This is a genomic window from Novosphingobium acidiphilum DSM 19966, assembly GCF_000429005.1.
Lineage (GTDB): Bacteria > Pseudomonadota > Alphaproteobacteria > Sphingomonadales > Sphingomonadaceae > Novosphingobium > Novosphingobium acidiphilum.
Window position 1 is genome coordinate 13125 of record NZ_AUBA01000018.1, and the last position, 15406, is coordinate 28530.

At 63.5% G+C, this 15406-nt stretch carries 15 protein-coding genes and 1 riboswitch; of the genes, 4 read left to right on the forward strand and 11 right to left on the reverse strand.

The genetic code is table 11. The features are described 5' to 3' along the window. Nucleotides 1-16: 16 nt before the first annotated feature. A riboswitch (Fluoride riboswitch) is annotated at nt 17-93 on the reverse strand. Between the two features lie 264 nt (nt 94-357). The 6 genes from G404_RS0114355 to crtY all read right to left on the reverse strand — a co-directional run bounded on the left by G404_RS0114355 (nt 358) and on the right by crtY (nt 6212). Then, complete coding sequence (locus tag G404_RS0114355; RefSeq protein ID WP_028641706.1) at nt 358-1113, reverse strand: molybdopterin-binding protein; 756 nt, start codon at nt 1111-1113, stop codon at nt 358-360. Continuing rightward, nucleotides 1110-1919 (reverse strand): cytochrome b/b6 domain-containing protein, encoded by an 810-nt coding sequence (locus tag G404_RS0114360; RefSeq protein WP_036521578.1) that lies wholly within the window; start codon nt 1917-1919, stop codon nt 1110-1112. Before G404_RS0114360 ends, G404_RS0114355 begins: the two co-directional genes overlap by 4 nt. 64 nt (nt 1920-1983) lie before the next feature. Continuing rightward, nucleotides 1984-2937: a phytoene/squalene synthase family protein gene (locus G404_RS0114365; RefSeq protein WP_028641708.1), complete on the reverse strand. Its 954-nt coding sequence runs from the start codon at nt 2935-2937 to the stop codon at nt 1984-1986. A 6-nt stretch (nt 2938-2943) separates the two neighbouring features. Continuing rightward, nucleotides 2944-3525, reverse strand: coding sequence for an LOG family protein (locus G404_RS0114370; RefSeq protein WP_028641709.1), 582 nt, complete (start codon nt 3523-3525; stop codon nt 2944-2946). Next, nucleotides 3522-5000 carry a phytoene desaturase gene (locus tag G404_RS0114375; RefSeq protein WP_028641710.1) on the reverse strand — a complete coding sequence of 493 codons (1479 nt, stop codon included), beginning with the start codon at nt 4998-5000 and terminating at the stop codon, nt 3522-3524. Before G404_RS0114375 ends, G404_RS0114370 begins: the two co-directional genes overlap by 4 nt. Before the next feature lie 30 nt (nt 5001-5030). Next, nucleotides 5031-6212, reverse strand: a complete 1182-nt coding sequence (gene crtY / locus G404_RS0114380; RefSeq protein WP_028641711.1) for a lycopene beta-cyclase CrtY — start codon at nt 6210-6212, stop codon at nt 5031-5033. Nucleotides 6213-6475: 263 nt separating this feature from the next. Here crtY and G404_RS0114385 point away from each other — a divergent pair, with 263 nt between their 5' ends. After that, complete coding sequence (locus G404_RS0114385) at nt 6476-7981, forward strand: flavin-containing monooxygenase (RefSeq protein WP_028641712.1); 1506 nt, start codon at nt 6476-6478, stop codon at nt 7979-7981. Nucleotides 7982-8044: 63 nt separating this feature from the next. Here the strand turns inward: G404_RS0114385 and G404_RS0114390 are convergent, their stop codons facing one another. The 4 genes from G404_RS0114390 to G404_RS0114405 all read right to left on the reverse strand — a co-directional run bounded on the left by G404_RS0114390 (nt 8045) and on the right by G404_RS0114405 (nt 10588). After that, complete coding sequence (locus G404_RS0114390; RefSeq protein ID WP_028641713.1) at nt 8045-8332, reverse strand: hypothetical protein; 288 nt, start codon at nt 8330-8332, stop codon at nt 8045-8047. A gap of 262 nt (nt 8333-8594) precedes the next feature. After that, on the reverse strand, nt 8595-9032 hold the full coding sequence (locus G404_RS0114395; protein ID WP_028641714.1) for a cupin domain-containing protein: 438 nt from the start codon (nt 9030-9032) through the stop codon (nt 8595-8597). Then, on the reverse strand, nt 9025-9861 hold the full coding sequence (gene dapD, locus G404_RS0114400) for a 2,3,4,5-tetrahydropyridine-2,6-dicarboxylate N-succinyltransferase (RefSeq protein ID WP_028641715.1): 837 nt from the start codon (nt 9859-9861) through the stop codon (nt 9025-9027). The genes G404_RS0114395 and dapD overlap by 8 nt, the downstream gene beginning before the upstream one ends. A gap of 37 nt (nt 9862-9898) precedes the next feature. Then, nucleotides 9899-10588, reverse strand: coding sequence for a pyrimidine 5'-nucleotidase (locus G404_RS0114405; protein ID WP_028641716.1), 690 nt, complete (start codon nt 10586-10588; stop codon nt 9899-9901). Between the two features lie 54 nt (nt 10589-10642). Here G404_RS0114405 and G404_RS0114410 point away from each other — a divergent pair, with 54 nt between their 5' ends. The 3 genes from G404_RS0114410 to folP all read left to right on the forward strand — a co-directional run bounded on the left by G404_RS0114410 (nt 10643) and on the right by folP (nt 13941). Beyond that, nucleotides 10643-11254: a ribonuclease HII gene (locus G404_RS0114410; protein ID WP_028641717.1), complete on the forward strand. Its 612-nt coding sequence runs from the start codon at nt 10643-10645 to the stop codon at nt 11252-11254. Nucleotides 11255-11694: 440 nt separating this feature from the next. Next, complete coding sequence (locus G404_RS0114420) at nt 11695-12822, forward strand: site-specific DNA-methyltransferase (RefSeq protein WP_028641718.1); 1128 nt, start codon at nt 11695-11697, stop codon at nt 12820-12822. A gap of 6 nt (nt 12823-12828) precedes the next feature. Further along, complete coding sequence (gene folP, locus G404_RS0114425) at nt 12829-13941, forward strand: dihydropteroate synthase (RefSeq protein ID WP_028641719.1); 1113 nt, start codon at nt 12829-12831, stop codon at nt 13939-13941. A 13-nt stretch (nt 13942-13954) separates the two neighbouring features. Here folP and G404_RS0114430 read toward each other — a convergent pair whose 3' ends face one another. Then, nucleotides 13955-15373, reverse strand: a complete 1419-nt coding sequence (locus tag G404_RS0114430) for a sigma-54-dependent transcriptional regulator (protein ID WP_028641720.1) — start codon at nt 15371-15373, stop codon at nt 13955-13957. Nucleotides 15374-15406 lie beyond the last annotated feature (33 nt).

Sequence of the window (15406 nt, forward strand, 5' to 3'; positions counted from 1 at the left end):
CCTTGCTGCCTTGCGGCGCCAAGTAGGAATCATCGTCCCTTGCAAGGGCGGTTCGACCCGAAGGTCCGGTAGAAATCCATTACCGTTGTCCACACTATGATGGACGAAGGAAAAAAGATCAAGGGATGCTGACGGGCGAGCTACCACCAGTCGGAGCGGCAGAATTTGGCGTGGGCTGACATTCCCGCAGCCGCACCCGAACGGCGTATTTTGGTCGCGATCTGCCTCTGGCGCCAAACCGAGGGAACGGCAGCTTGAGGTCGTTTGGGTTTCCTAACCTGCCGTTCCGGATCGTCCCCATGCCAGCCCTTTCACCATGCTCCTGTTGTCAATTGACAGGCACATGTCCCGCCACGCCTAAATCCCCGCATACCACTGATAATCGTGGTTATCCTCCCAATACCCGCCTTTGCCGCCGTACAGCCCGTTCAGGCTGTCGACTGCCTGCACGCGCATCACGTATTTGGCCTGTTTGTAGCCCAGTTGGCGCTCGACGCGCAGGCGTAGCGGTGCGCCGTGGCCGATTGACAGGGGGGTGCGGTTCATCGTGTGGGCCAGGATTGTCTGGGGGTGGAACGCGTCGACCAGGTCGATGCTTTCGTAATAGGGTTTGCCCGACAGCGTGTCGGCGCAGTGAAACACGATATAGCGTGCGCGGGTCGACAGGCCGGCGTGGCGCAGCAGCAGGCCCAGCGGCACCCCAGTCCATTCGCCGATCGCGCTCCAGCCTTCGACGCAATCGTGCCGCGTGATCTGCGTGCGCGACGGCGCGGCGCGCAACGCGGGCAACGACAGGGTCATCGGCTGTGCCACCAGCCCGTCGACCACCAGGCGCCAGTCGGCAAAGCCGTTCAGTGTGTGGCGGGTATAGTCATCGGCCAAAGGCCGGGTTGAACCGTTGACACGGAACACCGGCGACAGATCGGCGCGGGTGAATTCGGGTGCCAGCGCCTGCCGATCGGCCACGAGCAGGCGCTGCGCGCTGCGTGTGGCCGTTTCGCCCAGCGAAAGCACGTTGCGCACTTGCGGCGCGGCGGTGATCCGGTCGCATCCCGCCAGCAGCAGGCTGCCGCTGCCGATCAGCAGATTGCGGCGGGTGACAATCGCGCTCATGCCGCGTCCTCCGCGCCGGGGCGTTCGGGGGGCATGCGGTACCACCCGGTGATCATCGAACGCAGTTCGTTGAACGGCCCGGCCAGAATGACCATCGCCAGATGCACCACGATAAACAGCGCCAGGCCCGCCGCGCAGATGAAATGCACCGACCGCGCCGATTGCCGCCCGTCAAACAGCGTCAACAGCCACGGCCACGCCGCATCCATCGCCGGCGACATCGCCAGTCCCGACAGGATCATCGCCGGTATGCCAAGCCCCAGCACGCCCAGATAGGCCAGTTTCTGCAACGGGTTGTAATGCCGCGCCGCTTCGCCCCGGGGCAGGCGCAGCCGGGCATGATCCTTGATATCCTGCCACAGATGCGCCGGTTTCATCTCTTCATATGTCAACAAAAGATCACGCCACAGGTGTCTGGAAACAATCGCATAAAGGGCAAAGATCAGCCATCCCGCCGCCAGCACCCAGGCAAAGGCAAAATGCCATTCGCGCGCGATCGCCAGGCCGTAATGGGTGGGGATTGTCACCAGCGGGGGAAACGCCTCGTCGGTGCCCATGGCATAGCCCAGCACGCCGGTGGTGGGGATCGTGATCCCGGCCACGGTCAGGTATCCGCTGGTGCCGTGGTTGCCGATTTCCAGCCAGGCATGATCGGGATTGGCGCCAAACGCCCCCCAATACAGCCGGGGGTGCGCGTTGAAAATCATCATCCCGCTCATCAACATGACAAACAGCGCACAGGCGTTGGTCCAATGCCACAGGCGGATGGGCAGACGCGTGCGATAGATCAGGGCAGGCTTTGGCATCGCGGGCGCTTTCACGACAGGGTTGGCGGCATCATTCCCTATTTCGCGCCACCGCGCCACCCGGTTACACCGGCGAATGCCGCAAACTGGCGTATGTCACGCGGCGTTGCGCCGCCAGATCGCGCTGCTGTGCCGTAACGGGCAACGTGGTCTGGATCAGCGCGCGCACGATCCACCACAGTTTGCGCCCGTTACTGACGACGGTCCGGCTGTCCCACGCCGATGTTCCGCGCGCCTCGACCAGCCGGGCGATATCGCCATAGATGCCCGCGGCCGACAGGATGGCCCATCGCTGCCGCAGTTTCAGCCGTTGCGCGCCGATCCGGGCCGACGCTTCGTGCGCCGCGGCCAGGTGGCACAACCGCTGCGCCAGCCCGGCCAGCGCGTTACGGTAACGCGGGCGCAATTCCTCGCCCGGGGGAATATCGGCCTCGGCCAGCCATTCGGACGGCACATAGCAGCGCTGCGCCGCGTGGTCTTCGGACAAGTCGCGCGCGATATTGGCCAATTGAAACGCCAGCCCCAGATCGCAGGCGCGTTCAAGCGAGGCCTCGTCATCGGGATCGACCCCCATCACCACCGCCATCATCACGCCCACCGCGCCCGCAACATGCCAGCAATACCGCATCAGATCGCGTTCGCTGCGCGGGTGCCATTCGCGCGCATCGAGCGCAAAGCCGCCGATCACCGCATCGGCCATCGCCTGCGTCAGCCCGGTTTCGGCCGCCACCACGCCCAGGCAATCGAACGCGGGATCGCCCGCATCGTGCCCTTGCAGCGCCAGCGTGGTCATCGCGCGGACTTGTTCCAGGCGCAACGTAACGGCGGTCTGATCGCCCAACGCGCCGCCCAGATCCTGTCCGTCGATCAGATCATCGCACCGCCGGCACCAGGCATAGAGCAGCCACACGCGTTCGCGCGTGGTGCGGTCGAACAGGCGGCTGGCCGCGGCAAAGCTTTTCGATCCTTTGCCGATCATGTCTGCGGCAAGCGTAACGAGATGATCGCGCCGATCCATGATACGTTACAGGTCCGCTGCCTTCATCGCAAAGATCGGCACATGCGGCGCATGCGCCTCCATCCGCGCCAGCAACAGATCAAGATCGGGTTCGGCGATGATGATCCCGGCATGGCTGCTGCGCACAAAGCCGGTGGCGATCATGTGATGGTTGAACGCCAGCAGGTGGTCGTAAAAGCCGAATGCGTTTAGCAGGCCGACCGGCTTGGCATGGTAACCCAGCTGCGACCAGCTGACCGCTTCCCACAGTTCATCCATCGTGCCCACCCCGCCGGGCAGCGTCAGAAACCCGTCGGACAAGTCGGTGAATGCCTGCTTGCGTTCGTGCATGCCCGTTACCACACGCAGATCGGTGCAGCCGGGATTGGCGATTTCGGACACGGCCAGCGCCTCGGGAATGATCCCGATCACTTCGCCGCCGGCATCCAGCGCACCTTGGGCCACCGCGCCCATCAGCCCGCGCTTGCCCCCGCCATAGACCACGCCGATCCCGCGCCGGGCCAGCGTCAGGCCCACGGTATGGGCCAGCGTCACGTAACGATCATCGGGGGGTGTGGCCGATCCGCAGTAGACCGCGATGCGTTTCAAGCAAGATCCTCCACCATCAGCTTCGCGGTGGCCTTGGCACTGCCGACGACGCCCGGAATGCCCGCCCCGGGATGGGTGCCGGCGCCGACCAGATACAGGTTGGGGATCGCATCGTCACGGTTGTGCGCGCGGAAAAACGCACTTTGCGTCAGCAGCGGTTCAAGGCTGAACGCGCTGCCCAGATGCGCCGACAGATCCTGGGTGAAATCGGCCGGGGTATAGTGGAATTTCGTTACGATACGGCTGTGGATATCGGGGATCAGGCGCCGGCCCACTTCATCGAGCACGCGCTTTTCCAGGATCGGGCCGATTTCGTTCCAGTCGAGCGGCAGCTTGCCGGTGTTGGCCACGGGCACCAGCGCATAGAACGTGCTCATGCCTTCGGGCGCCATGCTGGGGTCGGTCACGGTGGGGTGGTGCAGATAGATCGAGAAATCTTCGGGCAGCACGCCATATTTGTAGATATCGTCGAGCAGGCCTTTGTAGCGCGGCCCGAACAGGATCATGTGGTGCGCGATCCCCGGCCAGGTGCCCTGTACGCCGAAATGGACGACAAACAGGCTGGGCGAAAACCGCTTGCGCGTCAGCGCGCGGGCGTGGCGCTGGGCATAGACATTGTCGCTCAACAGATCGCGATAGGTGTGGACCAGATCGCCGTTCGACGCGACCGCATCGAAATTGGCGTGCCAGCCGCTGGCGGTGGTTACGCCCGTTACGCGATTGCCCAGCGTTTCGATCCGCGTAACGGCATCGCCCACGCGCATTTCGCCGCCGATCCGTTCAAAATGGCGGATCATACCGGCGATCAGCCGATTGGTGCCGCCCTTGGCCCACCATACCCCGCCATCCTTTTCCAGCTTGTGGATCAGCGCATAGATCGCGCTGGTGGTCATCGGATTGCCGCCGACCAGCAGCGAATGAAAACTGAACGCTTCGCGCAGCTTTTCGCTTTCGATATATTTCGACACCATCGAATAGACCGAACGCCACGCCTGGTATCGCATCAGCGCGGGCGCCGCCTTGATCATGCTGGCGAAATCGAGAAACGGCACCGAGCCCAGCTTCACATAACCTTCGCGGAACACGCCCGCCGAATAGTCCAGGAATTCGTCATAACCGGCCACATCGCGCGGATTGATCCGCGCGATTTCGGCGCGCAGCGATGCATCGTCGTTGGAATAATCGAAATTGGTGCCGTCGGGCCAGTTCAGCCGATAAAACGGCATCACCGGCATCAGTTCGACATCTTCCGACAGCGAATGCCCGGTCAGTGCCCACAATTCTTCAAGACAGGGCGGGTCGGTGATCACCGTCGGTCCGGCATCGAAGGTAAAGCCGTCCTGTTCCCAGTGATAGGCGCGGCCGCCCGGCTTGTCGCGCGCCTCGATCACGGTGGTGGCAATGCCTGCCGATTGCAGGCGGATCGCCAGCGCCATGCCGCCGAACCCCGATCCGATTACACAAGCCCGCTTCATCGTTGCATATTCCTTGTCACAAGCATCATGTCATTGGCCGAGCGGCCGGGGCCGGGCACCAAGCCCGGTCAGCACGCCGAGAGCTGCATGCACCGGAACCGGTGGCACGCCGGCAAGAATGCGAAATTGATCGGCCCATGTCGATTGGCCGGCATAGAACCGTTCGATCAGGCGCGGGTTCAGGCTGTAGAACCGTTGCATCACGCGGTACCGCTGGTCAGGCTTGGCCGCGGCAAACAGCAGCGCGCTGAGTTTGCGATAATACCACGATCCATTCCAATGACTTCGCGCATAATGTTCAGCAAAATTGCGAAGTGTGTCTGCGCCCAGATCGGGCTGCGCGGCCAGCGCCAGCGCAAACCGCAGCGCATCGGGCAACGAATAGCTGGTCAAAGGGTGGAACAGTCCCGCGCGCGTGCCCGCCAGCGCCGCGTCGTGCCCGGCCACCGCGCGCAGGCGGTCAAAATCACCGCCCGCCACCACCGGCAACACGCCATATTCCTCGGCCAGGATGTCCTGCGTGCGCCAACCTTTGGCGGCGGCATAATCGGCCACGCGACCCGCCAACAGATCCCGATCCAGGTCCGGCCCGTCGGAATAATAGGTGTCTTCGACAAAGATTTCGTCGGGCGCAAAGGGCAGGCAATAGACAAAGCGATAGCCATCGATCTGATCGACCGTGGCATCCATCACGATCGGTCGGGACAATCCGTGCGGCTGTGCCAGTTTCAGACGCTGGCCGAGGAATTTTTGCCAACCGCCTGTCATCGATGGGTAGCTCGATATGCCACGCGCATCGATGATCGCGCCTGCGTGGATGTCTTCGCCAGTGCCCAGGCGTGCCGTGGTGGGCGTGCATGACACCACCTCTGCGCCGGTGCGGATCATGGCCGCAGGCAGCGTCTGGCGCAATCGTGCGTCCAGCCGGTGTGAGGTCGTGGCGCGGTAATCGGTGGCCAAGGTGCGGGCATAGCCTGGAAAGCATACGTCATAGCCCGACCATTCGGCCTCGACCAGCGGCGCGATCAGGTCTTCGCCGCCTTGGGGCAGATCGCTGGAAAAGAACGACCACACGTGATTGCCGCCCAGCACCGCGCCGCGTTCGACCACCATCACCGAGATCTCGGGCCGATGGCGCGCCAGTGCCAGCGCGACCAGCCCGCCTGCCAGCCCGCCACCGAGGATTGCGATGTCAGCCCGTGCTGCGCCCATGCCTAGCGGTTAGGAGCATGGATGCGCGCGTGCAACAAACCCTTTCGGGAAAGCAGGTGACAGCGGTGCGCAGGCGCATTTTTGCGACCAGACGCGACGCCGTTACGCCACGCGCCCGCATCACGACCGGCGTTTCCGGTTGCATTTTGAGACGCGTCAAGGTTTCCTGTGCGCAAACAGGCAAAGCGGATGGGCTGGCGGGCCCGCGACAAAGGCGAATCGCGTAACGCCAGACCCCTACCGGACGGGACAAGGATGGCGGCATGACGACAGAGCATTTTGACGTGCTGATCGTGGGCGCGGGCATTTCGGGGATCGGCTCGGCCTATCACCTGCAGGACCAGTGCCCGGGCAAAAGCTATGCCGTGATCGAGGCGATGGATACCTTTGGCGGGACCTGGGTCACGCACAAATATCCAGGCGTGCGCTCGGATTCCGATCTTTATACCTTTGGCTACCGGTTCAAGCCGTGGGTCGGGGCGCCGATCGCCAGCGGCGCCGAGATCCTGAAATACCTGGGCGACGTGATCGCCGAAAACCATATCGACCGCCACATTCGTTACGGCACGCAGATCGTTGCGTGCGCGTGGTCGAGTGCGGACAATCTGTGGACCGTTACGACACGGCGCAAAACCGACGCATGCGTCCAGGTGTTGACCTGCCGGTTCTTGTGGATGTGCCAGGGCTATTACGACCACGAAACGCCCTATGTGCCCGACTGGGCCGGATTGTCGGACTATCAGGGACAGTTTGTGCATGCCCAGCTGTGGGACCCGGCGACGCAGGTGGCGGGCAAGCGCGTGCTGGTGATCGGATCGGGCGCGACCGCTGCCACGGTGGTGCCGGCGTTATGCGACGCGGGCGCCAACGTAACGATGCTGCAACGTTCGCCGACCTATTTCTATTGCCACCCCAACCAGAACGAGCTGGCCGACCGCCTGCGCCAGATCGGTATCGACGAGGAAACCGTGCACCGCGTGGTGCGCGCGCAGATCATGTTCGACCAGGACGTGATCAACCGGCGCTGTGTCGAAGAACCCGATGCGGTGTTTGAAGAGCTGAAGGCGCTGGTGCGTGCCTATGCCGGCGATGATTTCCAGTTCGAGCCGCATTTCACCCCCAGATACCGCCCCTGGCAACAACGGCTGGCGTTCTGCCCCGACGGCGATCTGTTCCGCCATGCCGCCGCGGGCCATGTGCGGGTGATAACCGACACGATCGAACGGTTTACGCCACAGGGCGTGCAAACCACCGGTGGCGAAGCGATCGAGGCCGATATCGTGCTGGCCTGCACCGGGTTTCGTCTGTCGGTGATGGGCGATATTCCGTTTTCGATCGATGGCACGGCGCTGGCCTGGCACGACACGGTCAATTATCGCGGCATGATGTTCACAGGCGTACCCAATCTGGTGTGGGTCATGGGCTATTTCCGCGCCAGCTGGACCCTGCGCGTCGACATGCTTGGGGATTTTGTCTGCAAGCTTCTGAAACATATGGATACAATCGGCGCAAAACAGGTTGCAGTGGCCTTGCGCGCCGAAGATCAGGGCATGGACCTGTTGCCGTGGATTGAAACCGACAACTTCAATCCCGGATACCTGGTGCGCGGGCTGGACCGGATGCCACGGCGCGGGTCAAAACCCGAATGGCGGCACAATCAGGATTACTGGCGCGAACGCGTCGAAATCCCCGCGATCGATCTGGACGGCACCGAATTTCGGTATGATGATCGCCCCGCCGCGCAGCATGCGCTGCAAGCGGCTGAATGATCGGCACAAAAAAAGGCCCCCGCGCCATACGCAGGGGCCCTGTTTGCACTCTGGCGACCGAACTCAGTTGCCGATGTCGATGCCCATCTTCTGCACGTCGGCCAGTTCGAATTCGACCGGCTTGTCGTTGAACGTGCCGGTCACGGTCTTTTTGTGGATGTGCAGTTCAAAGGGAACTTTGCCGGCATACGCGGTGCCACGCACGACTTTGTCGCCACCCTTGTCTTCGGTGGTGTAGCTGTAGTCGACGCCCTTGTGGGTGAACTTGCCCGCGTCATCGCCAGCGGCAAGCGCGACAGTGGGGACGGCAGCGAGAAGCAGGGTAGCGGTGAGCAGCGAAGACTTGATCATGGCAAACACTCCTGAACCAGAGGGGGTGACCCCTTCGCGAACCCAGTCGGGAACCCCCCGATGCGTTCTGGCATGTGCTCAGATTGATGTTGCAGCTGCGAAGTCGCAAATGCTTTGCGCGCACGCCAAGTTGCATTTCCTGCAACCACACTGAATTGACGCGGTTATATAGGATGCAAAATGCAACCTATTGCCCTTTGGGTCAGGCACTCAAGGCACTTTTTGCTGCATGCGCGATGTTGCCCTGCGGAAAAATTATGGCCTAGCTGCCCGGATGCCAGCCGGGCGGGGCCAGTTCGAATCCGGCAAAGTCGAACCCCGGCACCACCACGCAGGCGACTAGCGCATAACCGCAAGGGCCGGGCACTGGCGCAGCTGCCTGCCAGACGCCGGTTGGCACGACCGCCTGCAGGCTGTCGCCGTGAAATGCGTCGGGCCCGAGCGTGGTCTGCGTCGTCGGGCCTTGTGCATCGCAGGCCATCGACAGGTGCAGCCGGTCGCCACCCTGCCACAGCCAGATCTCGTCGGCATCCACCCGGTGCCAGTGCGACCTCTGCCCGGTTTCGAGCAGGAAATGGATCAGCGTGCCAGCAGGGCGCGCGGCACCGGCCGGATCTGCCCGCCAGGTCTGGCGATACCAGCCGCCTTCGGGGTGCGGCGCCAGCTGCAGCCGCGCAATCAGGGCCTGCGCGTCAGTCACGCAACAGGTCGTTGATCCCGGTCTTGCTGCGGGTCTGCGCGTCGACGGTCTTGACGATGACGGCACAATACAGCGACGGCCCCGGTGTGCCATCGGGCAGCGGCTTGCCCGGCAGCGATCCGGGCACGACGACTGCATACGGCGGCACGCGGCCGATATGCACCTGGCCGGTGGCGCGATCGATGATCTTGGTCGATGCGCCCAGGAATACGCCCATCGACAGCACCGCGCCGGTGCCCACGATCACGCCTTCGGCGACTTCCGAACGTGCGCCGATAAAGGCGCCGTCTTCGATGATCACAGGGCCGGCCTGCAACGGTTCGAGCACGCCGCCAATGCCGACGCCCCCTGAAATGTGCACATTCTTGCCAATCTGCGCGCACGACCCGACCGTGGCCCAGGTGTCGACCATCGTGCCTTCATCGACAAAGGCGCCGATATTGACGAAGCTTGGCATCAGCACGACGTTGCGGCCGATATGCGCGCCACGCCGCGCCACCGCGCCCGGCACGACGCGAAAGCCGGCTTCGCGAAAACGGTGTTCATCCCACCCGGCAAATTTCGAGGGCACCTTGTCAAAGGCCGGGGCACCGCCCGCGGCATGTTCGACCACGGCATTGTCGTTCAACCGGAACGACAGCAGCACGGCCTTTTTCAGCCACTGGTTGACCTGCCACTGGCCATCGATCTTTTCGGCCGCGCGCGCCTTGCCGCTGTCCAGCAGTTCCAGCGCCGCATCGACCACCGCGCGCACGTCGCTGCTGGCCGGGGTCACCTCGGCGCGGTTGTCCCAGGCGGCTTCGATCGCGGCAACAAGGTGTTCGGTCATGGACAGGATCTTTCGGTACGAATAAGCCTTTTGGCGGTTAGCCGAGCGGGCGGGCTTGGGCAAGTTCGGCCAGAACACCATCCAGCCACTGCGCCATGTCGGTGATCATCGCGTCGATCGCACTGTCGTCCTTGGCACGGTGGCCCCAGTCGGTGGCCATGTCGATCCACACCGTCTGCATGCCCAGCGTCTTGGCCGGGGTCAGGTTGCGCGCCGAATCCTCGATGAACACACTGCTGGCGGGATCGATGGCAAAGGCCTCGATCAGCCCGGCATAGGCGCTCATCTCGGGCTTTGGCCGATAGGTCATCGCGTGAATATCCCACATGCCGTCGAAACAGTCGGCGATGCCCAGCGCATCGAGCGCACGCGCCGCATAAGCGGCATCGGCATTGGTAAAGATCAGCCGACGCCCGGGCAAAGCCATCAGCCGGTCGCGAAGGCGCGGCGCATCGGCCAGCACACCCATGTCGACGGCATGGACATAATCGAGAAATTCGCGCGGTTCGATCGCATGGTAATGCATCAGACCGGCCAGCGTGGTGCCATGATCGTGAAAATACATCTTTTGCACGCGCTTGGCCTCGGCCAGGTCGCACCCCAGCAATTCGGCTATGAACCGGCCCATCAGCACATCGATCTGGCTGAACATGTCGATGCTCGAAGGGTACAATGTGTTGTCGAGGTCAAAGATCCAGCAATCAACACGGGTGGGATCAAACGGCATGGGCTGAGATCTCTGCTTGCTGGAGGGTTGTCTTGCGCGTTAGGGGCAGGGGCCATGTCCTGTCCATCCATCTTGCTCTATGAAGCGCTGGTCATCGGCGTCGATGAAGCCGGGCGCGGGCCTTTGGCCGGGCCGGTGGTGGCCGCAGCGGTCATGCTGGGCCCCGATGCGCCCCACGGGCTGGCCGATTCCAAGGTGCTGTCTGCCAAACGTCGCGCTGAACTTGATCCGCGGATCCGGCTGACCTGCCGCTGGGGTATCGGCGTGGTCGAAGCCTGCGAGATCGACCGGATCAACATCTTTGCGGCCACCATGAAGGCGATGACGCTGGCGGTGGCCGCGTTGGTGGGCAACGACAAGAACGTGACCATGGTGCTGATCGATGGCAACATGACACCGCAGGGCCGCGTGGCCGAATGGTGCTGGCCCGCGCGCGCGATCGTCGGTGGCGACGCCAGCGAACCGGCGATATCTGCGGCATCGATTCTGGCCAAGCAGCACCGTGATGCGATCATGCAGGCGGCAGCACAGCAATGGCCGCACTATGGCTGGGATCGCAACGCCGGGTACGGCACGCGCGAACATCTCGATGCGCTGCAACGCCACGGTCCATGCCCGCTGCATCGTCGCAGTTTTCGCCCGGTGGCGCACGCGCTGCTGCCTTGACATGCGCACATCAATCGCAAGCGCGGTTGACGATCCGGCGGATTTGCGCGCCGATGGCCTTGGGCGCAAGCCCATGGTCGATACAGCCCGTTTCGATTGCGGTGATGGGCATATCGGGCGAACCGCGCGGCTTTGAAATCGGTGCAAGCCGAAAGCCGCCGTTCTGACGGACACTGCACGGGGGGCATTTTGCGTGCATAACGCCGTTCACGTAGGGAGCGGATAGACGCAGAACCCACCGGGCAAATATTTTCCTGCGCCGTGGCCGGCACAACATGTGGTGTGCGTCGCGCGGGCGTCACTCAAAATAGCCCGCCCGGACTCGTTTCGTTCCTGCTTTTGAATCACCGCGACTCGTGGGTTGAGCACGAGTCGCCGCTTGACGACCGGTCCCGGATGATTCAGAATCCGGCCGGCAACGCAAGGATAGGGTTTCGATCATGGCAGTCTTGGTAAAAGAACGGACACGCGCGCGGGCTGTGCCTGCGGCAAGGCCCGCACTGCCGCTGAATCGGATCCTGCGCGGTGATTGCATCGAAAGCATGCGCGCGCTTCCCAGTGCGTCGATAGACATGATCTTTGCCGATCCGCCGTACAATCTGCAGCTGGGCGGTGATCTGGCGCGCCCCGATGGCAGTCATGTCGATGCGGTAACGCAGGAGTGGGACAAGTTCGCCAGCTTTGCCACGTATGACACATTCAGCCGCGAATGGCTGATCGAGGCGCACCGCCTGCTGAAACCCGATGGCTCGATCTGGGTGATCGGCAGCTATCACAACATCTTTCGCGTTGGCGCGATGCTGCAGGATATGGGGTTCTGGATTCTGAACGACATAGTCTGGCGCAAATCCAACCCGATGCCCAATTTCAAAGGCACCCGGTTTACCAACGCCCACGAAACGCTGATCTGGGCCTCGAAAAGCGAAAAGTCGAAGTACACCTTCAACTATCGCGCGATGAAGACGCTGAACGACGAATTGCAGATGCGCAGCGACTGGGTTCTGCCGATCTGTTCGGGCGCCGAGCGTATCCGCAAGGACGGGGTCAAGGCGCACCCCACGCAAAAGCCCGAGGCGCTGCTGTATCGCGTGCTGCTGGCCACGACCAATCCGGGTGACGTCGTGCTCGATCCGTTTTTTGGCACAGGCACCACCGGCGCGGTTGCGCGCCGGCTGGGCCGCGACTGGATCGGATGCGAACGCGACGAAGGCTATATCGCGGTGGCCGAGCAACGCATCGAGGCGGCATTGCCGCTCGATGAATCCGCGCTCAAGACGATGCAAAGCCGCAAGACCGCTCCGCGCGTCGCGTTTGGCGCGCTGGTCGAGGCTGGCTGGATCCGTCCCGGCGCCGAACTGGTCGATCGCAAAGGCCGGTTTCGCGCCACCGTGCGTGCCGACGGCTCGATCGAGGCGGGCGCCGAACCGGGATCGATCCACGGCCTTGGCGCAAAGATGCAGGGTGCGCCATCGTGCAACGGCTGGACATTCTGGCACGTGCTGCACGAGGGCGAGGTGAAACCGATCGACACGCTGCGCCAGTTGTACCTGCTCGCAACCGAAGATTGATCGGGCATGACCGAACGGGTCTACATCCGCCCCATCGCGCTCGCCGAAAGCCCGCAAAGCGAAGCGGGTGCCGCGATCCGGCTGGGCGGGGGGCTGGTCTGGGCCAGCCGGTTTGCGCTGATCCGCCGCAGCCGGGGCCGGGTGGTATCGCGTGACCTGTTTGACGCGCGCGACGCCGCCACAGCGATCGCCGGCTTGCCCGGGGACCTGGCGCGCGATGCCATGGTGCAATGGCAGGATCTGGCCAAAGTGCATGCGCCATTGCGGTGCGGCGCGCGCATGGTGCGGCTCGATCAGCCGCAGGTGATGGGCATTTTGAATGTCACGCCCGACAGCTTTTCCGACGGCGGCACGTTTCTCGACAAGCCCGAGGCTGCGCTTGAACACGCGCACGCCATGCTGGAAGCAGGGGCAGGCCTGATTGACGTCGGCGGCGAATCAACCCGGCCTGGCGCTGCTGCGGTGTGGGAAGGCGACGAGGAACGCCGGGTCGTGCCGGTGATCGAAAACCTGGCTGCGGCGGGTGCCGCCATCTCGATCGACAGCCGCCGCGCCAGCGTGATCGGCGCAGCCTTGCGCGCCGGCGCGCATCTGGTGAATGATGTGTCCGCGATGCGGCACGATCCGCGCACCGCTGCGCTGGTGGCGCAATCCGGGGTGCCGGTGGTGTTGATGCATGCGCCTGGCGAGGCGAGCGATCTGCATGCCGATGGCGCCTACGGTGATGTCGTGCTCGATGTGTTCGATATGTTGCGCGAACGGCGCGATGCCGCTTTGGCAGCGGGGATCGAACGGTCGCGCATCCTGCTTGACCCGGGTATCGGCTTTGGCAAGACGCTGGCGGAAAACCTGTCGCTGATCAACGCTTTGCCGATATTCCATGCGCTGGGTCAGCCGATCCTGTTCGGCGCCAGCCGCAAACGCATGATCGGCGCTTTGGCGGGCGAAGTGCCCGCGCACAGGCGGATGCCCGGATCGGTGATGCTGGCAATGCGCGCCGCCGAATGCGGAGCGCATCTGCTGCGCGTGCACGATGTGCCCGAAACGGTGCAGGCCTTGCAGGTGTGGCGCGGCCTGCGCGATGCGGCGCTTACCGATTTCAGCCAGATCGTCGACTAGACGGTGGTGTTGCCTAGGCGGCGTTGTCGATGCCCAGTTCCGAAAGCTTGCGATAAAGCGTTGAACGCCCAATCCCCAGGCGCCGTGCAACCTCGGTCATGCGGCCACGGTAATGGCCGATGGCCAGGCGGATCACGTCGGCCTCGATCTCTTCGAGTGGACGCAGGTTTCCATCGGGGCCAAACAGCATCACCCCCGCGCCATCGCTGATCGATTGGGGCATGCGCATGGTTTCGCCGACCATGTTCGACAGTTTCGGAAAATCCGCCGCGGTCAACGCTTCTCCATCGCAGAACACCGCCGCGCGAAACAGCGTGGCCTGCAACTGGCGCACATTGCCCGGCCAGTCATAGGCGGCCAGCAGCGACAACGCGCCATCGGTGATGCCCAGCGGGCGCAACCCCGGCTGTTCGCCGATGCGCGCCAGAAAATGGCGCGCAAGCGCTGCGATATCGGCCGCGCGTTCGCGCAAGGCGGGCAGCCGCACCTGGGTTCCGGACAGACCGGTCAACAAGTCGGCATCAAACAGGCCGGCCTCGACCAGCACCTTGAGCGGGGCATTGCTGCACACGATCAGCCGCACGTCCAGCCGGAACGAATGGCGCGCGCCAATCGGTTGCACATCGCCGCGGTCAACAAATTGCGCCAGCCGGGTCTGGACCACAGGCGGCAACCGGTCGATTTCATCGATCACCAGGGTGCCGCCGTCGGCATGCTGCAACGCACCGACATGGCGTTCGAAGGCACCGGCAAAGGCGCCCTTTTCATGGCCGAACAGCACCGATTCGATCTGGTTGGGGGCAATCCCCCCGGCGTTGACGATGCGCAACGGCAATTTGGCGCGCGGGCTGGCGGCATGCATTGCACGCACCAGCATTTCCTTGCCCGTGCCGCTTTCCCCTTCGATCAGGACATGCGCGTGCGTGCGCGCAGCCTTTGCCGCCACGGCAAGCGCCGCACGAAACGACGGTGCCGCACCGATCATCGAATCAAAATCAAGCGCCGCGCCCAGCTTTTCGGTCAGCGGATGCAATTCGCTGCTTTGCACTTCGGGCGCGGTTGCCGCGCGCAACGCACTGACCAGGCGATCGGGTGCGACCGGCTTGACCAGGTAATCGGTCGCACCCGCACGCATCGCTTCGACCGCCAGCAACGGCGAGGAACTGGTGGTCAGCATCAGGATCGGCAGCGCCGGGCGCCGCGCCTTCAATTCCGCGATCAGATCGCAGGCCTGATCCCCCGGCACCCATTGATCCAGGATGATCGCGCCCAGCCGCATGCCCTGGCGCGTGCCGAGCATGGCAATGGCGGTTTCCGAATCGCGCGCGACAATCGAGCGCCACCCTTCGCGCGCGGCCAGTGCCGAAACGAGCCGGATCTGGGCCGGTTCGTCATCGATCAGCATCAACAGACGATCTTCGATGTCAGACATGCGCCATCCGGTCAGGTTCTTTCAGACGACCGG